The 25,450-nt window shown below is 42.2% G+C and carries 21 protein-coding genes; 14 read left to right on the top strand and 7 right to left on the bottom strand.

From position 1 onward, the window contains the following. Window positions 1-280: 280 nt before the first annotated feature. The 3 genes from V7K35_RS20065 to V7K35_RS20075 all read left to right on the top strand — a co-directional run bounded on the left by V7K35_RS20065 (window position 281) and on the right by V7K35_RS20075 (window position 2,958). Entirely contained in the window at window positions 281-940 is a 660-nt protein-coding gene (locus V7K35_RS20065; protein WP_335080928.1) for an Npun_F0813 family protein, read from the top strand. A 140-nt stretch (window positions 941-1,080) separates the two neighbouring features. Then, window positions 1,081-1,932 (top strand): hypothetical protein, encoded by an 852-nt coding sequence (locus V7K35_RS20070; RefSeq protein ID WP_335080930.1) that lies wholly within the window; start codon window positions 1,081-1,083, stop codon window positions 1,930-1,932. 21 nt (window positions 1,933-1,953) lie between these two features. Then, a complete protein-coding gene (locus tag V7K35_RS20075; RefSeq protein ID WP_335080931.1) occupies window positions 1,954-2,958 on the top strand; it encodes a transposase in 1,005 nt (334 codons plus the stop codon). Window positions 2,959-3,013: 55 nt separating this feature from the next. Here V7K35_RS20075 and V7K35_RS20080 read toward each other — a convergent pair whose 3' ends face one another. Next, window positions 3,014-3,955 (bottom strand): ADP-ribosylglycohydrolase family protein, encoded by a 942-nt coding sequence (locus tag V7K35_RS20080; protein ID WP_335080933.1) that lies wholly within the window; start codon window positions 3,953-3,955, stop codon window positions 3,014-3,016. Between the two features lie 447 nt (window positions 3,956-4,402). On the opposite strand from V7K35_RS20080, the gene V7K35_RS20085 reads away from it, so the two are divergent. The 6 genes from V7K35_RS20085 to V7K35_RS20110 all read left to right on the top strand — a co-directional run bounded on the left by V7K35_RS20085 (window position 4,403) and on the right by V7K35_RS20110 (window position 10,068). Beyond that, window positions 4,403-4,822, top strand: a complete 420-nt coding sequence (locus V7K35_RS20085; RefSeq protein ID WP_335080935.1) for a hypothetical protein — start codon at window positions 4,403-4,405, stop codon at window positions 4,820-4,822. Between the two features lie 59 nt (window positions 4,823-4,881). Next, on the top strand, window positions 4,882-6,798 hold the full coding sequence (gene sir / locus V7K35_RS20090) for a sulfite reductase, ferredoxin dependent (protein ID WP_335080938.1): 1,917 nt from the start codon (window positions 4,882-4,884) through the stop codon (window positions 6,796-6,798). A 112-nt stretch (window positions 6,799-6,910) separates the two neighbouring features. Next, the gene (locus V7K35_RS20095) at window positions 6,911-7,555 is read left to right on the top strand and encodes a Uma2 family endonuclease (protein WP_335080940.1); all 645 of its coding nucleotides are present in this window, start codon (window positions 6,911-6,913) and stop codon (window positions 7,553-7,555) included. Window positions 7,556-7,568: 13 nt separating this feature from the next. Further along, window positions 7,569-8,276, top strand: coding sequence for a 16S rRNA (uracil(1498)-N(3))-methyltransferase (locus tag V7K35_RS20100; protein ID WP_335080942.1), 708 nt, complete (start codon window positions 7,569-7,571; stop codon window positions 8,274-8,276). A 64-nt stretch (window positions 8,277-8,340) separates the two neighbouring features. Next, window positions 8,341-9,405, top strand: coding sequence for a tetratricopeptide repeat protein (locus tag V7K35_RS20105; RefSeq protein ID WP_335080944.1), 1,065 nt, complete (start codon window positions 8,341-8,343; stop codon window positions 9,403-9,405). A gap of 369 nt (window positions 9,406-9,774) precedes the next feature. Then, window positions 9,775-10,068 carry an after-VIT domain-containing protein gene (locus tag V7K35_RS20110; protein ID WP_335080946.1) on the top strand — a complete coding sequence of 98 codons (294 nt, stop codon included), beginning with the start codon at window positions 9,775-9,777 and terminating at the stop codon, window positions 10,066-10,068. Between the two features lie 54 nt (window positions 10,069-10,122). Here V7K35_RS20110 and V7K35_RS20115 read toward each other — a convergent pair whose 3' ends face one another. Beyond that, window positions 10,123-10,668: a hypothetical protein gene (locus tag V7K35_RS20115; RefSeq protein WP_335080948.1), complete on the bottom strand. Its 546-nt coding sequence runs from the start codon at window positions 10,666-10,668 to the stop codon at window positions 10,123-10,125. 404 nt (window positions 10,669-11,072) lie between these two features. Here V7K35_RS20115 and V7K35_RS20120 point away from each other — a divergent pair, with 404 nt between their 5' ends. Continuing rightward, on the top strand, window positions 11,073-11,777 hold the full coding sequence (locus tag V7K35_RS20120) for an esterase/lipase family protein (protein WP_335080950.1): 705 nt from the start codon (window positions 11,073-11,075) through the stop codon (window positions 11,775-11,777). Window positions 11,778-11,901: 124 nt separating this feature from the next. Here V7K35_RS20120 and V7K35_RS20125 read toward each other — a convergent pair whose 3' ends face one another. Next, window positions 11,902-12,333, bottom strand: a complete 432-nt coding sequence (locus tag V7K35_RS20125; protein WP_335080952.1) for a VOC family protein — start codon at window positions 12,331-12,333, stop codon at window positions 11,902-11,904. A gap of 506 nt (window positions 12,334-12,839) precedes the next feature. Here V7K35_RS20125 and V7K35_RS20130 point away from each other — a divergent pair. The 4 genes from V7K35_RS20130 to V7K35_RS20145 all read left to right on the top strand — a co-directional run bounded on the left by V7K35_RS20130 (window position 12,840) and on the right by V7K35_RS20145 (window position 20,062). Then, window positions 12,840-13,637: a TIGR00297 family protein gene (locus V7K35_RS20130; protein ID WP_335080954.1), complete on the top strand. Its 798-nt coding sequence runs from the start codon at window positions 12,840-12,842 to the stop codon at window positions 13,635-13,637. A 445-nt stretch (window positions 13,638-14,082) separates the two neighbouring features. Continuing rightward, window positions 14,083-14,865 carry a peptidylprolyl isomerase gene (locus V7K35_RS20135; protein ID WP_335080956.1) on the top strand — a complete coding sequence of 261 codons (783 nt, stop codon included), beginning with the start codon at window positions 14,083-14,085 and terminating at the stop codon, window positions 14,863-14,865. After that, window positions 14,814-17,561 (top strand): peptidase domain-containing ABC transporter, encoded by a 2,748-nt coding sequence (locus V7K35_RS20140; protein WP_335080958.1) that lies wholly within the window; start codon window positions 14,814-14,816, stop codon window positions 17,559-17,561. Before V7K35_RS20135 ends, V7K35_RS20140 begins: the two co-directional genes overlap by 52 nt. 785 nt (window positions 17,562-18,346) lie before the next feature. After that, window positions 18,347-20,062, top strand: coding sequence for a S8 family peptidase (locus tag V7K35_RS20145; protein WP_335080960.1), 1,716 nt, complete (start codon window positions 18,347-18,349; stop codon window positions 20,060-20,062). A gap of 273 nt (window positions 20,063-20,335) precedes the next feature. On the opposite strand, the gene V7K35_RS20150 is transcribed toward V7K35_RS20145, so the two are convergent. The 4 genes from V7K35_RS20150 to V7K35_RS20165 form a co-directional block, all read right to left on the bottom strand. Next, window positions 20,336-21,832, bottom strand: a complete 1,497-nt coding sequence (locus tag V7K35_RS20150; RefSeq protein ID WP_335080962.1) for an HlyD family efflux transporter periplasmic adaptor subunit — start codon at window positions 21,830-21,832, stop codon at window positions 20,336-20,338. A 195-nt stretch (window positions 21,833-22,027) separates the two neighbouring features. Then, on the bottom strand, window positions 22,028-22,903 hold the full coding sequence (locus V7K35_RS20155; RefSeq protein ID WP_335080965.1) for an SDR family oxidoreductase: 876 nt from the start codon (window positions 22,901-22,903) through the stop codon (window positions 22,028-22,030). Between the two features lie 628 nt (window positions 22,904-23,531). After that, window positions 23,532-24,434, bottom strand: a complete 903-nt coding sequence (locus tag V7K35_RS20160; protein ID WP_335080967.1) for a S1 RNA-binding domain-containing protein — start codon at window positions 24,432-24,434, stop codon at window positions 23,532-23,534. 194 nt (window positions 24,435-24,628) lie between these two features. Then, window positions 24,629-25,369, bottom strand: coding sequence for a dienelactone hydrolase family protein (locus tag V7K35_RS20165; protein WP_335080969.1), 741 nt, complete (start codon window positions 25,367-25,369; stop codon window positions 24,629-24,631). Window positions 25,370-25,450 lie beyond the last annotated feature (81 nt).

Below are 25,450 nucleotides of genomic sequence, written 5' to 3' on the forward strand. Positions count from 1 at the left end.
CAGATTCACCATTAGCAAGGCTAAGATGCTAGTCGCTAGCTAGTCAATTTACACTATAAAACGAAAAAGATGGGGTATTGGTTTAGATATATTGTCTTGTCAAGGGGTTATTTGCCTGTTAACGCTAACGCCCTCTGGGCAGTTACCTTCGAGAAGTATATAGCGATCGCTAGGTTCATTTCCACAGCACGCTAGGTAATTTCAGCCTTGGCGATGCTGCCAAATGCCATTATATATTCCATATTAAGAGTGCCCCTGTGAGGAGTTATTTGCTAGTGCCATGTTTATTCTCAAACGGCAGGATGTTGAAATCTCAAGCATTCAGCACCCAAAACGGGATCAGCAGGTGCCGATCCTCAATTATCAAGGGCAGACTTTTCGCTTGATTAGTGTTTTCAAAGCTAGTCAAGAAGAAGAAGCTAGAGCCTTATGGAGAGAATTAACGGATAATCGGGGTAAAGCCTGTGTTTTGCTGGAGGAACCGGAACGTTTTAGCGTCTGGGGTAAAATCCGTTTAGAGCATCTGGGTAATGACACAGCTGGTCATAGTAAAACGGGAATTTTAATTCAAGCCAGTATTTTGCTGTTGCAAGGTGTTTCTATCGACATTGAAGAGTTTTTAGGTGCTAGGCAAGCTGCATTATTTGAGAAAGATATTGCGGAGGTATTACGGCAGAAGCAATTTCCGCAGGCATCTTCTCTAGAAGCAGTTAAATATTTGGTATCGACAAATCCTTTGCCGACAACCAAAATACCTAATTGGCAAGAAAATCATGTAGTTATCCTGTTGGAAGAACTGCATCGACTAGGAAAGGCGTACTTTGGCAACGCTAATTTTACCAAACAAGTGATTTATAAGCTAGAAGATATGCCAGAAGGGGAGCGATCGCTGTTTATCAGTTGGCTAAATCAATCGCCACTGGGTAAACTATGGCAGTAGCATGGAAATTTTTCAACAAAGTTCCTGCTACTGGTACTTGCTTTTTGTATCTGATTGTGCATTGCTTGGCAGACACAGTACTAGATATACAGTTTTTTAACTCAAAATACTGTCAGAGTGCATCTACATAGTCAAGTCTTATGAATAACTCTTACGATAATTCGTTCCTTTCTAAATCCGTTTTCACCACTCAGAACATTGTCTTAGCTAATATTGGCTGGGCCGTACTGGCACTGCTATACTATTTGTTGTTTAGTGCCAAAGTTCCCGGAGCAGATGGCATAGAAAGCCGAGCCGAGTGGTATGTGATTGGCACAAATATTTTTGAAGGTTTAGCTTATTTGAGTGCCGGTATCTTATGCTTGAGGAACTGGCTGAGTCCACAAATCGTCAGTGGCCGGAATGTTTGGCTTTTAATTGGCTTAGGTATGCTTTCCTATTTAATTGGGGGGATAATTTTCGGATATACCGAAATAGTTTTAAAAAATGAACCGGATGTGTCTTTAGGCGATATATTTTTTGTACTCACTTATCTATTACTTGGCGCAGGGATGATTTTCGCTGTGGCTTCCAGGCGAATCAATCTGGAAAAATGGCAGTGGCTAATTGTGTTAGCAATCGCAATGTCCGGTAGTTTATTGGCATGGTGGATTTCTATGCAACAGGAGACACCCTCAGAACTGCTAGTCGCTATTTTGAATTGGTTTTACGTAGTTAGTGATGTGCTTCTATTAATTATTGCTACTATTCTGCTTTTAGCCTTTTGGGGGGGAAGAGTTTCCCAGTCTTGGCGAATGATTGCAGCGGCGGCCTTTTCGCTTTACATTGCAGATATGTGGTTTAAATACGCCCAAGGTCCCAATTATCAAAGTGGGGAGATATTAGAAGTGTTTTGGGTATTTAGTGGAGTGTTATTTAGCATGGGCGCTGTCTTAGAATATGACGCATCATTAAGACGAACGCGGCGTACCAGCGGACGAAAACGAGCTTAGTAAAGATTTTTGGTATCTACCGTGAGAAAATTAACAGACTCTGACAAGCAAGAAATTCTTAAGTTATATCGAGAGACTGCCGAAACAACCTCAACTTTGGCAGACCGCTATGGTGTGAGTAACTCGACAATTAGTCGCCTGCTCAAAAGCACTTTGCCAGAAGATGAGTATGAATACTTGGTCTCCTTAAAGCGGGCTGCTAGAACTCCTGAGGGTAGGGCGCAGGTAAGCTACGAGCAGTTACCCCTGCTGATTGAACCAGAGCCTGAGATAGAAGCTCCACCCCCTGAAAGTGAAAGTCAACCCTTGGAGATACCAAAAGTAGAGCCACAGCCGCGCCGGGTAATTCATCTAGAGCAGGAACTTTACTCAGAGGAAACGGCGGAGTCAATCGCCGCTAGTAGACGGGTGCGGCGACGCCCCTCGGCGTCGGAAAAACCGAAGCTCCGAGTTACAGAGAGATTAGAAACTCCAGAGCAAAAGCCGCCGGAAATAGTTAGCATCCCCATCCCACCGCTAAAGAATGAACATCCAGGAGCGGCCGTCATAGCGCAGATGCTGGGTGAAGACTTGCTAGATGAATCGGAGGATTTGGACGATTTAGAAGATGATGATTTAGAAGATGATGACTTTGAGGAAGAAGACTTTGATGACGATGACCTGGATGAGCAAAGACCTTTAGTCACAAAACGAAGACCAGGTGAAGCATCAGTTCAAGTTTTACCTCTGTCGGTAGCCAATTTGCCGAAAACCTGCTATTTGGTGATTGACCGTTCCTCAGAATTAATTACCCGTCCTCTCAAGGACTTTGGTGACTTGGGGCAAATTCCCAGCCTCGAAACTCAGCAAAGAACTTTGCCGGTGTTTGATAACCATCGTGTCGCCAAGCGCTTTTCTACTAAGCGCGATCGCGTGATTAAAGTTCCTGATAGTAAAATGCTTCATAAGGCTCGTACCCATCTTCAAGCCAAGGGCATTACACGACTGTTAATTGATGGTCAGGTCTACTCTTTATCTACACTTTAGGAGTTAGGAGTTAGGAATTTCATAATTCTTAACTCTTAACTTTTAATTCCTAACTCTAAGTATAGACAGCCTTTGTAAAACGCTCTGCCAAGTAAATAATGTCTTGTCTACGAGCAATTTGGTTCATCCATTTTTGAGGAATATTTTCCACTCCGTAATAAATTCCCGCTAACCCACCGGTGACGGCGGCGGTAGTATCAGTATCTCCGCCTAAGTTAACAGCTTTCAATACTGCTTCAGAATAAGACGAGCTATTTAATAAACACCATAGGGATGACTCTAAGGTATCAATCACATAACCACCAGAATTAATCTCTTCTACTGGTACTTTGGCAATCTCACCACTGAAAACTCTGCCAAAATGGGGCTTTTCTAACAAAAATTCCCGCACAGAATAAATTGTTTGGATATCTTGTAATCCTTGTAAATAAGCTGTTTGCAGGTCAGCCCCTTCCAAGAGCGCCACTGCAATACTAATATAAATGCCACAAGCCATTTGCGATCGCGCATGAGCATGAGTAATCGCCGAAACATCATGCACCCGCGCCAGCAATTCGCCTAAAGTTAAGCTTCTGTGACAATAAGCCATTGGTAAGATTCTCATCAACGAACCATTGCCATTATTATTTTCAACCTTGCCACCCGCCTGATGGGGAACAACTCCCTGTTTCAGGCGCATAATTGCTGTGTGGGTAGTTTGACCAATATCAAAGACATCGCCACGAGGAGTCCAGTAAGCCTCCTTGTACCAGCGCCAGAAGGAATTAGCTATAGTATCCAACGAGTACCCTCTACAAAGGCATTCTGCCAAGCAAAAGCTTAACGAACTGTCATCTGACCAAGTTCCTGGTGGTTGATTCCATGTGCCATAACCCAGCATTGTTGTCACTGGAGATTTCACTCGTTCAGCACGGCTAGTAAACTCCACTGGCACACCCAACGCATCACCGACACATAAACCCATCAAACCAGACAACGTTTTTGCAGCGGTTAGCATTATTCTATCTCCACAATAATTGCTCAAAATTAACTTTATAGATTCCCTCTATAGCTTGTTGCAACAGATGCTACAGCCTACTTTTTCATCCTATGTGAAAAGCTCAGTAAAAAGTTGTTAATCGGGTATTTTATTTACCATATCCCGACTTATACCAATTCTCTCTGAAGATGCACTTAATTTTTATTTAACGAACCGCCAAGTACGCCAAGTACGCCAAGGAAAAGGAATAATCATTAGATGCAAGTTTTCAGAGAATTAGTATTAGTTTGAGTTTCAATTATTATACTAGTTTAAAAAGCGTCTATCTTGAGATAAAGAACTAGGATTATATTGAAATGTAATTATGATAGCTCGTGAAATTAGTAAATATGCAACTTTCTGCACGCGGTAATGTCCTCTGGAGTAATAAGATGATGTGCCATCATCCTATAATTTTCTGTGGATGTGCCTATCGCTAATAGAACTAATGTTTATTTAACTGGTGGTTATTATTTTGTAAAAAAAAATGGTTCACCAACCCTATATGTAACAGAGATTCCAGTAGTGATAGATGCTGGTGTTGAATCGCAAGTTGCTAACAATTTCCTCGTCTACACTAATGCCAAGGTAGGGCTTGGTGCCTACCAAAATAGCGATGCTTCGCTATTAGCATCAATGGTGGTATTGGCTATAGCTTTAAATAAAATATTATTGAGTCCTCACTCACTCTATACTTTACTTAGTACTCAGGACTTAGCACTTCTTCACTCACTACTCCAAAAAGCTGATTTTGTTAAGTGTTACATCACTGAGAAAGTCGGCTTTTGCCGTGGTAAAATTAAAATATTCCTCATTATTCCGGCCGGATTACCGGGGATAAAGTAGCCGAAGGGTGCTGATTCGGCGTCTACATAATGCTTTATTGAGAATACTATACAAGTCTAATGGTTAAATCTGCTCCTTCCCCCATCACTAACCGTAAGCCTTCCAAATTAGAAGGAATCAAGGAAAATAGTAATTTTTTGCGTGAACCTGTAGCAACTGAGATCCTTCAAGATACTACCCATTTTACCGAAAATGCGGTGCAGCTTTTGAAGTATCACGGTTCTTACCAGCAGGATAACCGTGACAACCGCACCAAGGGACAGGAAAAAGATTACCAGTTTATGCTGCGGACAAAAAATCCAGGTGGTTTGGTGCCACAGCAGCTGTATCTGGCTTTAGATAAACTAGCTGATGAGTATGGCAACCACACCTTACGAGTAACTACTCGTCAAGGTTTCCAAATGCACGGAATTTTAAAAAAGAATCTTAAAGCATCAATTGCCACAATTGTCAAGAATCTGGGTACGACTTTGGGAGCTTGCGGCGACATTAACCGTAACGTGATGGCACCACCAGCCCCCTTTAAGAATCGCCCAGAGTATCAGTATGCTTGGGAATATGCCCAAAATATTGCTGACTTGCTCTCAGCGCAAACAGGTGCTTATTACGAAATTTGGCTAGATGGGGAGAAAGCAATTAGTGCTGAAGAAGATCCTGAGGTGAAGGCAGCGCGACAACGCAATGGCAATGGCACAATTATCCATAACAACGAAGAACCGATTTATGGCACTTACTATATGCCCCGCAAGTTCAAAATTTGCGTGACAGTGCCAGGTGATAATTCGGTTGATTTGTATTCCCAAGACCTGACGTTGGTAGTAATTACTAATAAAAAGAAACAATTAGAAGGATTTAATATCTTTGCTGGTGGTGGTTTAGGTAGAACTCACGGTAAAGAAGAAACTTTCGCTAGGTTAGCAGACCAGATTGGGTATGTAGCCAAAGATGATGTTTACGATGTAGTGAAAGCGATTGTTGCTACCCAGAGAGATTATGGCGATCGCACTGATCGTCGTCACGCCAGATTAAAATATCTAATCAACGATTGGGGCGTAGATAAATTCCGCACCCAAGTTGAAGAATATTTCGGTAAACCAGTTGAAGCCTTCAAACCACTGCCAGAGTTTAAATATCACGACTTCCTCGGCTGGAATGAACAAGGTGATGGCAAGCTGTTCTTAGGAATTTCCATTGACAATGGTCGAATCAAGGATGAAGGTTCGTTTCAATTAAAAACCGCCTTGCGGGAAATTGTCGAGCAATTCAACTTACCCATCCGCTTGACACCGAACCATAACCTGATTTTTTACGATATCGAACCAGATAGCAAGGAAGCTATTCAAGACATTCTCAGCCGTCACGGTGTCGGAGACGACCCCACTAAAATCGAACCTTTAGTACGGTATGCAATGGCTTGTCCGGCTTTGCCTACTTGCGGTTTGGCAGTTACAGAATCAGAACGCGCAATACCGGGGATTTTGGAGCGGATTCGCGCTCTGTTGGATAAATTAGGTTTACAAAAAGAACATTTTGTGGTAAGGATGACAGGATGCCCCAACGGTTGCGCTCGTCCGTACCTAGCAGAATTGGGCTTTGTCGGTAGCGCCCCAGAATCTTACCAATTATGGTTAGGGGGTTCGCCAAATCAGACTCGATTAGCGCAACCTTACACAGATAAGCTGCACCATAATGACTTGGAAAGTTTCCTAGAGCCGATTTTTGTTTACTTTAAGAAGTCTCGCAAATCGAAGGAAAGCTTTGGTGATTTTTGCGATCGCGTTGGTTTTGATACCATCCGCGAATTTGCTGCCACATACGAACCCCAAACAGCCAATGGTGCAAATAAATCGCGCCATCGGGTAAATTTGAAAGAAGAGGTTTATAGCAAGTTGAAGGAAGTAGCAGAAAGTCAAGGTAAGCCGATGACTCAGTTAGTTACTGAAGCCTTAGAGGTTTACTTCCAAAATCTTTCGTAAGCCGAAAAATTGAAGATAATAAAACTACAGAGAGACACAGATAAATCCATCTGTGTCTCTCTGGCGTAAGTCCTAACGCCGTTAGGTAACACATCCACAGGAAAACTCAACTATGGTAACAACAGCAAAATTTGCAGAAACTAGGGATGTGCTGCAAAACATTAGCTGGCAGACATTTAAAGCTATGCTGGCAGATATGGGATGTGAGCGAAACAAAAGGCTAGCTTATGACAACGGAATAGTAGAAATTATGACGCCGCAGATGCCACACGAGAACTCAAACCGTCTGATTGAAGGTTTTGTTCTTGTGCTGTGTGAAGAATTTGGTTTAGAAGTTAAAAGCGCTGGCTCGTTGACTATGACGCGGGATGATTTGGAGCGAGGAGGCGAACCGGACAGTAGTTACTATATCCAAAATGAATTCTTAGTCCGCAATAAAGAAAATATTGACCTAAATATAGATCCACCACCAGACATAGTACTGGAAGTGGAATATTCCAGACCCAAGATAGACAAGTTGACCCTTTATGCTTCAATGGGAGTCTTAGAATTCTGGCGGTATAACGGAAATGTGTTGATAATTTACACCCTTAACAGTGGGCAATACTCACAAAGCGATCGCAGTCCAACTTTTGCACCTGTGCTGGTGACGGAGATTCCCCGATTTATCCAAGAAAGCAAGAAAGTTGGACAAATAGCAACAACCCGTGCTTTCCGCACCTGGGTTAGACAGCAGATGTCTACAGCAGGGCAATAATTTATTAAGAAAAATGTCTCAACTGCAAAGAATTGCGATCGCACACTCCCAATTCCAACAAGGGCAAATTTTGCTCACTAAAGAACAGCAACATTATTTAGGGCGTGTGTTGCGCTTGCGTGAGGGCGATCGCTTTATTGCAATGGATGGTAGGGGAAAATGGTGGTTAGCGCAGCTAGCAGGGGAGCAGGCACAGGTTTTAGAATCGCTTTTAGTAGAAACAGAATTACCTATATTAGTTACGCTGATGGTGGCGTTGCCTAAAGGCAATGGATTTGATGAAGTTGTGCGGTGTTGTACGGAGTTAGGGGTAACTTGTATTGCACCAATATTGAGCGATCGCACTTTGCTTGATCCTAGTCCTCAAAAGCTCGAACGCTGGCGGCGCATCGCAACAGAAGCCGCCGAGCAATCAGAGCGCTCATTCGTGCCGACAATTTTAGAGCCTGTTGCTTTTAACACTGCTGTCACCGCGAATCAGACAAGTCACCGCTACATTTGTGAGGCTCGTGGAGAGTATCCCCATTTAAACAAAGTGCTGAGTAGCATATGTGAGGAGATTGTCATTGCTACTGGGCCAGAGGGAGGATGGACAACACAAGAAATTGAAAATGCGAAGTCAGCTGGATTTCAACCTGTTTCCCTTGGTCGGCGCATCCTGAGAGCAGTTACAGCCCCGGTAGTAGCATTATCCTTGATTACCGCAATTTGTGAAGTATAAATGATTTATAGCTCACGCAAATCTCCTTTTGCGCGAGACATCACTCCAGCGTGTATTTAAAGTGATGATAGAGCAAGTTGCGATCGCCTTTGAGCATAAAGATTATCAAACAGCTGCTAAATTACTCAAACAGCTGCGAAAAGAATCACCAGACAATCCTTGGGTGCAATTTTATCTTGGTCGGTTGCATGAAGTATCTGGAAAGCATCAGGATGCAGAAAAAATTTATCGGCAACTGCTGCGAGATACGACAAATACTAAAATAGTGACGTTAGCACGTCAAGGTTTGCGACGACTGCAAGAAATGGAGCTAGAAGAAAGACAAAGAGCCATTTCCCAAGCAACATCTCAACCTAATAACACCGAACTTGGCGTACTAGTCTTAGAGCCTCTCAGTAACGAGATGAAAACAGAAGCATCTCGAAAATTCGCCCAGATTATGCAGCTAGACCCCTATACTGCACGACTAGTATTGCCAAGTCGTGGCTGGAGGTTGTACCGCACTGGCCAAGTAGGAGAACTTAAATTTTACGGGAAACAGTTACAGCAGGCTGGTATTCCTTGCTTTTGGGCAACAATAGCTCAAATTCAGCAAATTCAAATTTATCAAGTCAAATATTTCCAGGAATCTACCCCACAAGTTACTGTTGTTTGCTGCAACCAGGCAAATCAACTCGGTTCTCTCACCTTTGATTGGTCAGAAATCACAGCAAGAGTAGTGGGACTTTTGCCTATTTTTGAACAAGTTGTAGATGTTGATGCTTACCGGAAACTGGAACGGAAAACTCAAACACAAGACTATACCCAGTTTTGTGATTTACATCTACCTGGTAGAGGTTGCATTCTCCGATTTCATGACAACGGCTATGAATTTCAGCAAGGTTTAGAAATCATTCCCCAAGCTAGCCAAAATACAATCAGAATTAATTGGAATAGTTTATCAAGTTGGATTGACCAGCAACTACCTCAAGTCAAAATTTGGTCAGATTTCACATCCTTTGCAAATACAACATTAGATCAGACAGAAATGCTGGGTAATATCAAGTCTCACATTCATCTATTTCGCAGGGAAGAGACTAATTGGGACTCAGCTTTCCATTTATATAGTGGACTAGTGTTTGTTAAATAATTCGTAATTCGTAATTACAGCAGATTGCAAGTTAATGAAGTACAAAAATACCCCTCCCTAACCCTCCCCGATAGATTGGGGAGCCACTGCGTTGGGCGGGCAATGCCCGACTTGAAGCATGTGGCGTGAGGGAACTAGATTGGGAATTTCCCCCCAATACATCGAGGAGCCACTGCGTTGCGGTGAGGCAGTCCAGTCTTGGGGGTTTCCCCCATGAGGAACTGCTGAACCCGAAGGGAGGTTCCCTCCGTTGTAGCAACTGGCGTGGGATTAAGGGGGGTAAGGATGTACTTCATTTAGATGCAAAATGCTGTAAGTTTACTATTACGTATTGCCTACCTTAAAAGTAAGTTTAAAAATAAAATAGGAGTGCCATATATAACCTATGAATACAGTAGCCAACCAAAATCAACAGTTAGGCGGTTTGTACGTTCAATCCCTAGCCAACACCTTCAACAATTAAACTTGCCTTTTGGCTTCAGTGGTCAAATCGTCTTTGAGTTCACTCTCAACAAAGGTCGGGTAGAACGGGTAGTGTTGGATGAAAAAGCCTCTACCCTAAAAAATGCAGTTGTAGTGGAGAAAATTAAGCGATCGCTTTTAGTTTGGATTCTCCCATCTACAACTGGTAAACTTATCTTAATCTTGCGTATTCACACTTAACTCATCATTCCTATAAATACACTAGATAGATGCCAAATTCCGCGTCTCTGTGACTTAACCAGGCTTTTGTATCTGACGTGCCATGTCTAAGTAAGCACTCATATTCGCTCCTGGACGCCGCCGGCCATTAGAGCTACTAGCCGAAGGAGCGAGATATTTAGGCGCAAACGTTGTTTCTTTTGGCTCCTCTTTAAGTACTTTGGCTGCTGCGGCTTTTGCATTTTTACCAGGTTCAACTTTAAGACCCTCAGCAGTCTGAACTAGTGTAACATCAGCTGGTTTGGGATTTTTGGCTGATTTTGCCTTTCCCTTACCTGTGGCAGTTTTTGTACCGTTCAATGAATCTGGCTTGGATGGCTCTGGTGCTTCTGATCCAATTGATGCCGTTACTTTCTTAGCATTTGCTCCAACTGTCTCTGCTACTTTCTTCACATTCGATGCTACATCTTTAGCAGCATCTGTCACAGCATCTTTGGCTTCGTCCAATTCTAAGAAGTAGCCGTTGCTTTTCTTCTTCCCTGGTAAGAGTCCCGTAATAAAACCCAGAATACCGTTAAGAAAACCCTGAATACTCGAAATTGACTTTTTGATAAAACCCATTACAATTGCTCCTGCCTTTTACCTTTTATATTTGAAACTCAACCGTAATTTTTAACAATTACGACAAAATGTTACATCTTATGCTTTGCGTCACCCCATTTTGGTGACAACCGTTATGGGTTTGTGCTTAATCAACATTGTAGTAAAACTAGAGGGCAAATGTTTTCTTGCAAGCACTTGCGACCTGTATCACCGAGAACTAATTATTAAATTTTACTGTAACTAAGAGCAAGATCCTGAAAGCAGGCTTCATAATAATTAACATTTCTTTGTTTGAAAATTACTGATTGGAGAAAAGCAAGCGGTTTACTTTCAACCAGTGGGAGGAGTGTCATAGTTTGTTAACAGATAGCAACGGTACTCAGTTACATTTTCTACAGACTTAATTCAGCCGGATTTTGTAGATGAACACTGAAAATCAGCAGCGCAATCCCGTGTTATTAGTACACGGGATTGACGACACAGAGGCAGTTTTTCATAAAATGAGGGCATACCTAATACAACGGGGTTGGTCTGTATATAGCTTGAATTTGGTTCCTAATAATGGTGATGTGGCTCTTGATGAGTTGGCAAAGCAAGTAGCCGATTATGTTACGGCCAGCTTTGCGTCAGAACAACACTTAGATTTAGTAGGCTTTAGCATGGGAGGAATTGTCAGCCGTTACTATGTTCAACGATTGGGAGGAATTAACCGCGTACAGAGGTTTATCACAATTTCTTCGCCCCATCATGGAACTGTAGTTGCTCATGCTTCCCAGCGTCCTGGTTGTATACAAATGCGCCCTAACAGCCTTTTTCTCAAAGATTTGAATTCTGATGCTGATATGTTAAGACAGCTAAACTTTACATCTATTTGGACACCTTATGATTTGATGATTGTCCCAGCGAATAGTTCACAAATGCCCGTAGGAGAAGAGGTAGTTGTGCCAGTTTCTTTCCACCCTTGGATGCTGACAGACTCCAAGAGTTTAGCAGTAGTCACAGCAGCTTTAGCAGAGCGGATTCAATCCGGTTCGGATAAGGCTCGATCCCCTCAACCCTCGTTAAAAAAGCTTGCTCAGAATGGCTCTATCCCCCCCTTTTTAATGAGGATTAAGGGGGATCTTTAAAGATTGTGCCGCTTAACCCAAGCGGATTGAAAACAGATTAAACTGCTCTTCCTTAAGAAAGCATCCAGTTAGTAGCCAGAATACTTATTACATTTGCATTCTTTTATTTTTAATTTTGAATTGCTTAAGTTCTATCGCCAATTTGTGTATGTTCGTAACTCCCAAAAATTGCCTCTGGGTGACGATAATATTTGAACTCCATTAGGTTATAAAAAGGATCTTCTAAAAAGAAAGTACGATGCTCAAGAGGAGAACCAACAAAGCGGTTTTTGGTTGATTCGCGAAAAAGTAGCTGTTGCTGTTGTGCCCTTTCTAGTAAATCCTGCCAGTCACGTTCTTGAGTAAAAATTAGCCCAAAGTGTCTGGGATAGATAGTGCGTTGCGGTGCCAAGGTTTCTTTGGTGACGTGAGCCACTAGTTGATGACTGTAGAGATTGAGAATCAGGGCGTGCTGGTTTTCCCGGCCAGGAATACAGCCCAAGCCATCCACGTAATATGCTTTTGTTTGGGCAACGTCAGTCACAGGGAAAGCAAGATGGAATAAAGTTTGGCTCATAGCTTGTGTGGAAAAAACTAATCGTTGATGCTATCTACAATTTATGCTGTTAAGTCTTGATTGTGGTCAACTTGAACACAGTTTTAATTGACATTAACTTATATTCTTTATCGTGATGACTAAGATTGGGGACTGAATACCACTTCAGCCGCTGCATCAGGCAGCTATACTAATTTAGGTTTGCATGAGCACACACTTAGGAACGTAGATTTAATAACTTAAAACTTTCTTAGGATGTGTTGGGTGCGTTACGCACTTGAAGAGTCTACCTAACTAAACAGAAGTTTTGCATTTTGTTTAATCCAGGTTCTTTAGTCAATATTGCAGTGTATATCTAAGACATTGTTTGTAGTTTTACACTCAACTTTCAGAGTGATATTTACGCAATCTAAGTAATAATACAAACGTATTACTTAAACTGGGGAGGTGTCAGAAATTAAGCACTAAGGGTGATAAATTCGTTATTCTGTTGATATTCAGACAAAATTACTCATGATTAATTGCTGATGTCATCCTTAATTGATTCTGTTAATCCCTGGTTGGTGGCAGTAGGATTAAACACAATTCTATTGGGTTTAGCTTGGATTGCGCCGAAAAAGCTCCTTACTCCAGCAGGGTTATTCCACGCCTGGTTTCTGGCCATCTTAATTTGGGTAACTTTAGGCTGGCAAGGATATGCAGTAGTAATGTTCTATTTTCTGGTTGGTTCTGGGGTTACCCGCATCGGTATGGCGCAGAAGGAGGCTGAAGGAATTGCCGAAAAGCGTTCTGGGGCAAGAGGCCCAGAAAATGTTTGGGGTTCGGCTTTGACTGGGGCGCTGTGTGCTTTGGGAGTAGGGATAATAAATTCAGGATTTATTGTACCCAGTCCTCAATTTCTAGTCCCCAATCTCCAGTCCCTACTTTTGTTAGGCTATGTAGCGAGTTTCAGTACCAAGCTGGCTGATACCACTGCTAGCGAAGTCGGTAAAGCGTATGGTAAAAGCACCTTTCTAATTACCACATTTCAACCAGTACCTCGCGGTACCGAAGGGGCGGTAAGCCTGGAAGGAACTTTAGCTGGTATTGTGGCTTCTATAGCGATCGCATTTGTTGGTTGGGGAGTTGGTTTAATTGATCTATTGGGAGTAGCTTGGTGTATACTGGCAGCATTTATTGCCACCAACTTAGAAAGTGTGATTGGGGCGACACTGCAATCTAAGTATACTTGGCTGACTAATGAAGTAGTTAATATTTTTAATACTTTAATCGGTGCGATCGCAGCTGTACTACTTGCCTGGACATGGATAACCATCATTAAGTAGCTCGGTGAGAATAAATAATTACTCGTTAATATCGGGTATAGTATGGGTTTTTTGCACCACTTGCGACAACTTTTGTCACTTGAGTAACGCAGTGGCTCAACTTTTAGCAACTGGCATAGAAAACTGGCAAGAAACAATTCTTAATATGTTTTGCTTTATTTTCGCCTACCTGATTATTTCTCTGAATCTATAAAGATTTGGTTAAACAACTCGCTTTGCTTTACAACTAATATTTTCAATCCTGTTTTGTCCCCACTAGACCGTAAAAGTAATCATGGGAAATTATTTTATTTACTAGGTATATAATTTTTTAACCATTGAGATGTAATTAGTTCATGGAATATTTATCATATTGATCCATCAATAACAAGATAATTTATATATGTTCTATATAATTTAATTTAAAAGTACTATAAATGTTTAACCATATTAACATAATTAATTCATGGAACCTTTATCATTTTTGACAATCAATGACCAAATAATTTCTCTTCAGGAAGCAATAAAGTACCTGCAAGCCTCTGGAAAATTGGGACACTTCATTGGGGATATTCTTCGCCAGTACGTAATTGAGGAAGAAATCAGAACCAGAGATGATGTTGAGATTGGTACAGCAATAACTGAACAGGCAATTATTGACTTTAGGCTGAAAAATCAACTGACTGACTCCCAAAGTTTTCAAGAATGGTTAAAGACTAATAATACAGATTACGCTACCTTTCACACATCGGTTGCTTTTGGTTACAAGTTAGAAAAGCTAAAAGCTGTAGTTACCCAACCAAAACTCCAAGAATATTTTATTGAACGCAAAATTTTTTTGGATCGGGTAGTACTTTCCCGGATCGTTGTTGATAATCAAGAATTGGCAGACGAACTACAAACCCAAATTGAAGAAGGAGGTAGCTTTGAGCAACTAGCTAAAGAATATTCACTTTCAGATGACCGAATTGTGAACGGCATGATGGGAATAGTCAGCCGAGGAAGTATGCCGGATATATTACGGGCAGCTATTGATGTGGCGAGTCCTGGACAATTAGTAGGACCAATAGAAATCGTTGGCAAAGACTCTCCCCCAGGAGAAGGACCTTATGGTTTGTTTCGAGTAGAACAATTTCTGCCAGCGTCTTCAGAAGATACTCAACTAAATCTTGCACTACAAAATGAGTTATTTGAAAAATGGCTAGCAGAGAAAATTCAAAAACTGACAGTCAAATTACAAGTGAGTTAAATATTCTGGATAATGAATCTTTACGATTAAAAGTGCTAGCTTCTTTGCCTTGGAATCAGCCACCGCTATGCTGGCTGACTCCCGAACAACAATCCCGATTGGAAAATGAGTCCCAAACCCGTAAGTATCGTCTTGGAGAAAAAATCTGGTCAAACGATGTCGGCGGTTACCAATTCTTAATTGTGGCTGGAAAAGTTCGCTTGCGAGACGACAATCGCGACAAGTCGGCAAAGTTACCCAACCCGCTGTCTCAAGAGGGCGTCGGCAAACCAATAGCCGCCCTAGATGTAGGGGATTGGTTTGGTGACTTACAAAAGCTGTCTGCGGATTTTAAAGCTGTAGCTGCTAGTAAAGAAGTGGTAGTAGTGTATTGGGATACAGCGTTGTGGGCAGAATTTTCTAACCCACAAATTCAGGAGTTCTGGCAAGTATTACCAGTGGGTATGGAGAGAGAAAGCGAGACATTTTCCTTTTCTTCCACTCGTTCATTAGCGCCAGCCTCAGAGGGAACTTCCAGCCCCCACAGCCTCCAACCCCAAAGAGGACTCCCAGCCGCCAATCTAATCGTCTCAAATTATCCGTTTGTTGCCAGCTGGAACACCGCTGCTGCTTGTTTAACAATGGTAGCGCAACAGTTAGAAAATTCTGTGCAACTGGAATGGGTGCAGCGCCAACTCAGAGGACAACGCCCAAAACAGGTTGTGGAAGCAGCAGAAAAGGTAGGGTTAGTGGTGCGGCGGTTACAAGTGAATTGGGGTGAGTTGCGACAGCTGTCATTTCCAGCCTTACTGCTGTGGAATTCTGACTCACCTCAGAGTCCATCTTGGGTGGTAGCCTATGGAGTTAAGAACGATCGCCTAATTATCGCTAACCCTCTAAATCCCGATCGGATTTGCGAAAGCTTACCGCAGTCGATAGTTGAGGCGTCTTGGGATGGACAATTGTGGCAAGTAGAACTAATATCTCAGCAAGAAAAATTTAACCTCAGTTGGTTCACCCCAGCAGTTTGGAAGTATAAAGGATTGCTAACAGAAGTATTGTTAGCATCTTTTACCTTGCAGCTTTTGGGGTTAACAACACCACTAATTACGCAAGTTGTCATTGATAAAGTGATGGTGCAGGGGAGTTTGCCGACTCTCGATGTGATGGCGATCGCACTTTTGTTCGTAGCCATATTTGAGTCCATACTTGGTATTCTGCGGCTATTCATCTTTACTCATACAGCCCGTCGTCTGGATTTGAGTTTATCAGCACAGCTATTTCGCCACCTAATGCGTCTGCCTTTGGCTTATTTTGAATCGCGGCGCGTCGGAGACACAATAGCACGAGTCCAGGAACTCGAACAGATTCGTCAGTTTCTCACAGGTACAGCATTAACTGTGATTTTGGATAGCATCTTTGCTGTGGTGTACCTAGCATTGATGTTTTACTATAATATCCCACTCACCTTTGTCGCCTTAGCAGTACTGCCGTTATTTGCAACTTTAACGATAGTTGCAACACCAATTCTGCGTAACTGGCTCAACGAAACTTTTAACCGTAGTGCCGATAGTCAATCGTTTCTAGTAGAGACAATCACAGGAATTCACTCTGTTAAAGCCCATGCAGCAGAACCAGTAGCCCGCGATCGCTGGGAAGGTTTGTTTGCTCGCTTCATTCGCACAGGTTTTAAAGCTTCTACCACCTCCAATATCAGCAGCAACATCGGTGACTTTCTCACTAATTTTTCCACCATGCTGATTCTCTGGTTTGGAGCCAAGTTAGTCATCGAACAAAAGCTCACAATCGGACAGCTAGTTGCCTTTCAAATGCTGTCTGGCAGAGTCACAGGGCCACTTTTGCGCTTAGTACAGTTGTGGCAAAATCTCCAACAAGTGCTACTTTCTGTAGATCGCATTGGTGATATTCTTAACGTCTCTCCAGAAGCTGAACTGGGAACTGGCCTAGTTTTACCACCCCTGAAAGGTCAAGTCACCTTCGAGCAAGTATTTTTCCGCTACCGGCCAAACTTTGAAGCAATTCTGCGGGGAATATCTTTCAATGTCGAACCAGGGCAATTTGTTGGCATTGTTGGACGCAGCGGTTCTGGTAAAAGTACGGTGTCTAAGCTATTGCAACGCCTCTATCAAATTGAATCAGGACGCATCCTTATTGATGGTTTTGATATTAAAAGTGCCGATTTAGCTTCACTGCGGCAACAAGTTAGTGTAGTTCTTCAAGAAGACTTTTTATTCAACGGTTCCATTTTGGAAAATATCACTCTTGGTAGTCCTGACATTACCGCAGAGAAAGTAGTAGAGGCGGCAAGATTAGCAGTGGCCCACGACTTTATCAGTCAATTACCCTACGGTTACGAAACCAATGTTGGTGAACGCGGTACAGCTTTATCTGGTGGACAGAGACAACGTATTGCCCTAGCAAGGCTATTTCTTTCCCAAGCACCGATTTTAGTTTTGGATGAAGCTACCAGCGCTTTGGATAGTGAAACTGAACAGCAGGTACTGCATAACCTGCAAAAAATTTCCGCTAATCGTACTGTGTTCCTCATTGCTCACCGCTTTGCCCCCCTCAAACGTGCTGATTTGATTTTAGTATTAGAGCAAGGCGTGATTGCCGAACGTGGTACTCATTCCCAGTTGTTGCAACAAAAGGGCTTGTACTGGTCACTATATCAACGGCAGCAGGCAAATATCTAGTCAAGCAATTTTGGATTTTGGACTTTGGCTTCTTTTTGCTTACCTCGGTTTCGCCCAACTCTTGAAGAGGCTGCGCCCTAAGCGTACCTATGCCGCAGGCTTTACGACGCCGGCTCCATCGAGCGTTCGCGTAGCGTCTCGTAGAGAAGCCGAGATGCTCAAGCTAAACTCGGCACAAGTCGCTCAGTCGAACGATTTTAGATTTTAGATTGACCCCAGCAATCAAGTTACTTGAAAAGTCAATTAATGCAAGAATTTTGGATAATAGAATTATTCTCGCGTTTTAATTCATTCGGGGGCAACTCTACCAGACGCGCAAGGTCTTGCGCCCCTATGACAGATCAGGTGTGATCAGAATGGTGTGCTTTTAAATCAGGTATTTGTCGTCTTATTCTTGCATCACTGGAAAGGGAATTAGAAACAATTCTTTTTAAGGTATAAAAATAGGTGCGTTAACGGAGTGTAACGCACCCTACTGGCATGACACAGTTAAGATAGTGCATTAAAAACTTCTGCAAACTCTAGTTTTATAAATATAATGCAATTTTTATCCGGCACTAATTTCGATTAATTAACTATTAATAATTTAAAATTGACTTGATAAGTTGAATCTTCAGAAAAAGCACTATTTTTAGAATGTTCTTTGGTAGTAAATTTAGCAATTTTTTATGAAATTCCATAGTAATTATTGACAATGGAGTTTATTCACACATTAAAACCTTTGACAAAAGGTTTTAACGCTTCAAGCTGTCAAAAAAAGATTGCTATCTTTGAGAAAAAATACTATGAGCATTGATCATGTTAATAACAATGTGTTGTCAAATAAACGGCTCAATGTCACTTCAATCTCTTCATTAGATAGCTTTAATACGAAGGATGACTACAGCCTCAACTCAATCAGACGTAGTAGCTACAACTCAGCCGATGCTGATGTGCAATTGCAAAATAGGAGTGACTATAAAAATAGCAGTAACGCTACTGCTACTGCTTTTAGCACTGCGAATTATAACTCTACCAATGGCTATGGCTTGATTAATGCAGCAGCAGCAGTGGCTAAAGCTGCTGGTCAGAATACCTTTGCTGATGTTCCTGATCTTGGTGGCAATAATTGGGGAGCAGACCTAGTTAAAGCACCGGAAGCCTGGGCACATGGATACACAGGTAAAGGTGTTGTTGTCGCTGTTGTAGATACTGGGGTTGACTATAACCACGAGGATTTAAAAGATAATATCTGGACGAATCCCAAGGAAATTGCTGGCAATGGTAAAGATGATGATGGCAATGGCTATGCTGATGATATCCATGGCTGGAACTTTGTTGACAATACTAATAATGTCCTAGATGACAACGGTCATGGCACTCATGTTTCCGGGACGATCGCAGGAGAAAATAATAACTACGGTGTCACTGGTATTGCTTATGATGCCAAGATTATGCCCGTCAAAGTTTTAGATGACTCTGGCTCCGGTTCTTACACTTCCATCGCTAAGGGCATTGATTATGCTGTGGATAATGGAGCTAATGTGATTAACCTCAGTTTAGGAGGCCCATCTACCAATCAGACTTTAGAGTCAGCCATTGACTATGCCAGCAGCAAAGGAGTAATTGTCGTCATGGCAGCAGGTAATGATGGTGACTCATTACCAGACTATCCCGCTCGCCATGCATACAAATCGGGAATTGCCGTTGGGGCAGTAGATAGAAATAATAATATGGCCGACTTCTCTAATCGCTCTGGAACGAATGAAATCGCTTATGTCACAGCCCCAGGAGTCAAGGTCTACTCATCAGTTCCGAATAATCAGTATGCCACTTATAGCGGCACGTCTATGGCTGCTCCCCACGTTGCTGGCGTAGTTGCTCTGATGCTTAGTGCTAACCCCAACCTGACTGATGCCCAAGTCCGTCAAATTGTCACAGAAACGGCAGGAAATAGTACACAAACTACAAACTCTAGTTTTAATCTTTCTAATGTCAGTTCTTTAGCGAATCAGGTGATTGCAAACACAGCAATAAATAGTACACAAAATACAAGCTCTAGTTTTAATCTTTCCAATGTCAATTCTTTGGCAAGGCAGGCAATGTCTGACGATAACCTGCTACACATCAACGCACAAACAGCAAATTATCTGACATCACAGACAATTTCTAGTTTTAATAATTCTGATGTCGGTTCTTTAACAGGTCAGGCAATTACAGAAACGACAAAATATTTGACACCAGAGACAATTTCTAGTTTTAATAATTCTGATGTCAGTTCTCTAACAGATCAGGCAATTACAGAAAGGACAAACTATCAGACATCAACCGAAGGTAATAACGGATTAGCCAATCCAGAATTATGGTCGCAATTCCAAAACTCTGAGAAGGTTATGAGCAGCATCAATGTGGATAGCAATGATGATAATAATGATGATCAGAATAATCCTGATTTTGGCAAATTACTAGAGGGAATCCAAAAACAAATAGAGCAATCTAAAAAATACTTGGGTATCGCTTGAAAATTATCTAACGGTTTGCAGTTGAGTTTAATACTGCTCGCTTAAGAAAATTAATCAACTGAAAAAGTTTGTAGAGATGTGAAATTTCGCGTCTCTACATTTTTATAATTATTGCTAATAATCCTTACCCGATAAGTATACCAGACGAAAAAAACATATATTTCAGATAAAATATATTTGATAAAAAGCTATCACAGGATGAGAGAAAAGAGGCGATCGCTCTTTTTTACAGAAGTTAATTGATAGCGATCGCCTTTCTCTTGCTTGGAATAACTACCTAACAGAAAATGCCTCACTGAATCGTCGTGTCACAGGTTCAGTAATGAATGTCAAAATTGACTTTTTACGAGTGACAATTTCACCTGTAGCAGCCATTCCTGGTGTAAATTCTACTTCTTGTCCTCGCACGTTCACTGAGTGTCTATTTACCTTAATTCTGGTGGGGAAAACTAACCCCAATTCTTTATCAACAATTGCATTCGGACTGACTTGTATGACTTCGCCATCTACAGTGCCAAATTCCTGAAAGGGGAAAGTCGCCATTTTCACTTTTGCTTTCATTCCTTGACGAATAAACCCAATATCACGGTTGAGAACTTTCACCTCTAGGAGCATTTCTTCCCCTTCCGGCAAAATTGACAGTAATTCTTCACCAGATTGCACTGGACCCTTAGTGGCTTTAACTCTGTAAATCGTACCAGCAACGGGAGCCTCAATCGTTTCTAAAGCTTGCTGCTTCCTCGCCTGTTCTAATTGACCTTGAGCTGTTGTCAGTTCTTCTTTACGCTTGTTTAACTGGGTCAAAATTTCACTTTGGCGTTCTGACGATACACGCTCTGTCTGACTGCGTGCAGCGTTGTAAGCTTGTTCTGCTTGGTGAATTTCTTGGACTTGGGCAGCAATATCTTTTTCTAATGATGTGACTTTATCTTGAGCCTCCGTGATTTTATTCTGGCTATTGGTAACATCATCTTGTGCTTTAGTTATTTCTGTCTTTGCACGAGTTAATCTTTCTTGGGCATCCAAGTAATCGACACGAGGTACAGCGCCAGGAGTAATTAGGGTGCGTAGGCTTTTTTCCCTTTGTTGAGCAAGTACCAAATTACTTTCAATTTTAATTCTGATGCTATCTGCGTTCACAAGGTTGGTTTTGGCATTGCCAACGCTGCTTTTGGCATTAACTAAGTTGTCTTGCAATCGAGTCAAGCGGACTTTGGCTTGATTGATGAGTGCTATTTGGCGATTTGCTTCTGCTTCCGCCGCTGCTTGACGAGCTTGGAAGTCTTGCAGGCGGGAATTTAAAAGTTCATCTTGCACTTTCGTCCCAGTAGTTTTGCCTCCGGTGCGTTCTGCATCCAAACGTTGCAAATCGTCTTGAATCAATCTAGTAGATTTGGCTAGGCGGGAAACATCAGTTATTTGCAAGTCTGGATCTTTTTGAATCAGAATTTCACCTTTGGTAACATGATCGCCTTCTCGCACTTTGACGGCGACAATTGACCCCCCACCCAAGGATGTCACCGGTCTTACCTGTGTGGAAGCAATTAATTCCCCTTGTGCTGTTGCTACTTCATCTATTTGTGAGAAGTGCGCCCAGGCGATCGCCCCAAATACAATGACGCTCATCGTTCCCGCTAATAATCTAGTGTACAGGGGTGGCAATTCCTGTACCGCCTTTCCCAATTCATAGGTGAGTTGTTCTTCTGGTTGAGCGAATCGCTCTTTTGTCTGACGGGCTTGAGCAGCATTTGCAGCTAGGGAAGATTTCATAGAATTTTAGATTATTGGGCACTTGTACTGAGTGGCGTTGAAGTAGCGAAGTCGTAGTAAGCCGTAAAGCCCTAAGCGTAGCTACGCTTAGGGCGCAGCCTCTCCAAGAGTTGTATTGGGCATTGGGCATTGGGTATTAGTTTTTCTGCTTATGCTCCATGCCCTATGCCCATGCCTCATGCCCCATTACTTAATTTAAACAGCTAGATAGCGCCGCAAAAAGTTTTCTAATGTCTCCAACTGGAAGTTAAAAATCGCCTCTAAATTGGCAATTTCATCTTTTGTACAGAAAAATTCATTTGCTAGCAATGTGCGATAGGTTCCCAAAGCTTTCTGGATTTGGGGATTAAATAAACCCAATCCACCTTGTAACCCATCAATGAGAAATAGTGGTGAGTTAATTATTACTGGCTCTTTGGCGAAGATCCGACCAAAAATTCGGGGAATATCTTCTCGTAATAAAATCTCTGGCCCTCCCACTGGTAAAATCTGGTTGCGAGCACCTTCAACTGTCACAGAATCCACCACTATCCTTGCTAAATCATCGGTACTTACAATTGAGGTACGATTTTTGCGATCGCCAATCAGCAAATACAATCCCGTTTCCCGAAATCGTTCTACTAATGGCAACAAGTTAGATGCTAATCCAGCTGGGCGTAAAATTGTGTAATTCAAGCCACTAGCTGCCAAATATCGCTCTACTGCTCGTTTGGCTTTGAACACAGGAGCGTCTTCATATCCGCGATCGGCTCCCAATACGGAAATGAAGACAAAATGCTCTACGCCATTGGCTTTTGCTTGGTCAATCAGTTCAACATTGGCGCGGTAATCTAAAGATAGGGCATCGCTATCAGAACCGTGGGCGCTGATAATATACTGGATATCCCGACTAGCTTTTTGGATATCTTTTTCCTCTAGCAAGTCACCGATGAAAATTTCTGCACCCCGGTGTTCTAACTCGCTATAGCGCGAGTTAAGGCGGACAAATGCCCGCACAGACTGCTCTCGTTGCCCTAGGAGTCGCACAACTCTGCGACCAATTCCTCCCGTTGCTCCAGTTACTAGAAACATATAAATACCTAAATTGAATACTTTCAGCGTTTATAGTTCTTGAAATGCTCGATATATGCTCAAAACCCGTTGAGCAATACTTAAACAACGTGAGCATATCTTTATACTTTTTTACTATGCTCAAGATATCCTCACGCCAACTAAGCCAATAGATCACACCTTATTTATCTTAATACTCTACAAATGATCCCCCATATCTTTGTAGATGCAGGGCATAGGGTAAATGGGATTAGTTTTACTGGATCAACAAGTCAATAGCTTGTTCAAGCGACATCTTAGAGGATGTTTGAAAAGTGTTTGACTGTGATTTTTATCACCCCCCTTTATCCCCCCTTATAAAGGGGGGAAACAAGAAAAATCCGGTTCCCTCCCCAATACATACGGGGAGGATTAGGGAGGGGTATAAAAATATTTGATATATCATTATAGACTTTTCAAACATCCTCTTAAGCTGAGTGAAATTCTTGTTTTACCCGCATTTCCATCCAGAGGCTAGAAAGGAGTCTGGAAAAAGTTTTCCCCATTTAAAATCCCCCCACATCTTTGTAGATACAGGGGGAGTATTAACAATTCAAAATTGTTTCAGACGGGGATTTAAACGCTTTGTGCAAGCCACCCACCTCTAAAACTATTCAGCAGCTTTGTTATTAGCCCTATTAGCACGCGCCTCAGCTGAAGCCATCACCTCATCCATATTCTCTAACACTTCGCCAGGGAAGTTTTCTAAAACTCTGGTAGAAAGAGCAACCCGTCCTTTCCCCTCATCCAAGTCAATAATTACAGCTTTAATTGGCTGACCAACTTGAAATACCTTGTCTAGAGATTCAATGAATTTTTGGCTTACCTGCTTGATATGAAGCAAAGCCCCCATACCATTTAAATCGACAAATACACCAAAAGGTTTGATGCCCGTAACTTTGCCTTCCACCAGTTGACCTAGTTCTAATAAGCTGAAGTTGCTAGAACGAGTTGCTAACCGCTGGGAAAGGATGAGTTTGTTGGTGTTACGATTAATTTCCAAAAAACCCACAGTCAGATTTTGACCTTTGAGTGCTTCTAAATTATCACGCTCTGCCAGGTGCGATCGCGGAATAAATCCCCGCAAGGCAAGAATATCGACGGTGACACCACCTTTATTTACACCCATAACCCGTACTTGCACAGTCTGGGCATTTTCCTGCATTTCGGCCAGTCGTTCCCAGATGTGCTGAATTTCCAACTGCTTTCGAGAAAGGGTGACTTGACCTTCTGCATCCTGATCTCGGATAATCAAAAACTGCATTTCCTCTTGCAATGGCAGCACCTCCGATAAATCGGTCACTGCTCTCAAAGAAGCCTCATCGCGCGGTAGAAAAGCTGACGACTTGCCACCAATATCGACATAAGCTCCATCATGGTCAAGTTGGAATACTTTGCCATGTACAACCTGTCCTTTTTGAAACTGGTAGTCGTGTTTTTCTAGTGCTTTGGCAAAATCGTCCATCGTAAACGACGAATTGGCTGTTTGAGAAAGTTTCGATTCGGAATTCATGACTTTTGAAGATTAATTGTTATTTGAGATGGTTCCACTGGAGTTTAGATTGTCATTTGTCCTCAAAGTTCTAGTTTGTCTTTAGCGTCGGCAAAGCCGTTACCTTTATCCAGCGCTCAGACTTCTCTATTTGTCTTTGGTTCTAACTAATGACCAATGACAAATGACAAAAAACGAACTTGGCTGTATAGACTTCAGTTCAGTTGACTAAAGAGTTGTTTCACTTGCTCCCAAGCATCAGCAGCAGCTTTAGGATTATAACTGGCACGAAGGTCACAGAAAAATCCGTGATCAGCTCCATCGTAGCGAAACAGACGATGAGGAATTTTATATTTTTCTAACTCTGCTTCAATCTCATCTACTTGTTCGGGTGGGATGCTAGTATCTTCTCTACCAAAGAAGCCATAGAGAGTACCCGGAATTTCTTTGGTGCGAGTAATAGTGGGAGCGCCACCTCCTGGTGTGCGGGTGGCAATTCCAGCACCGTAGAAGGAAGCCGTAGCTTTTATATCTGGTAAGGTGGCTGCAAGATATGCGACATGACCCCCAAAGCAAAAGCCAATACAGCCAAAGCCATCTTTTTTCACTTGGGGCAAACTTTTGAGGTAGTCAATTGCTAATTGAATATCGCTCAATAACTCTGATGCTTGAGTTTGCATGGCGTAGCCTCTGCCCGTTTCAATATCTTCGGGTGTGTACCCGATATCCAAGCCAGGAGCAGTCCGTTGGAAAAGTGCAGGTGCGATCGCTACATACCCAAGTTTTGCAATCCGTTCTGTAACATCCCGAATGTGAACGTTGACACCAAAAATCTCCTGTAATACCACAATTCCTGGGTAAAATCCAGATTCTTTTGGCTCTGCAAGATATGCAGCCACTTGAATATTATCTTGCAAAAGATTAACCGTTGTGGTAATTATTGCTTGCTCTGTCATAATAATTTTTACCAGTGCTATGTGATTAGCCGTGTGTTTATTTGATATAACTATGCCAGTATGACTAAGTTTTTTGTAATT

The sequence above is a fragment of the Nostoc sp. genome, from assembly GCF_036917275.1.
Taxonomy (GTDB): Bacteria; Cyanobacteriota; Cyanobacteriia; order Cyanobacteriales; family Nostocaceae; genus Nostoc.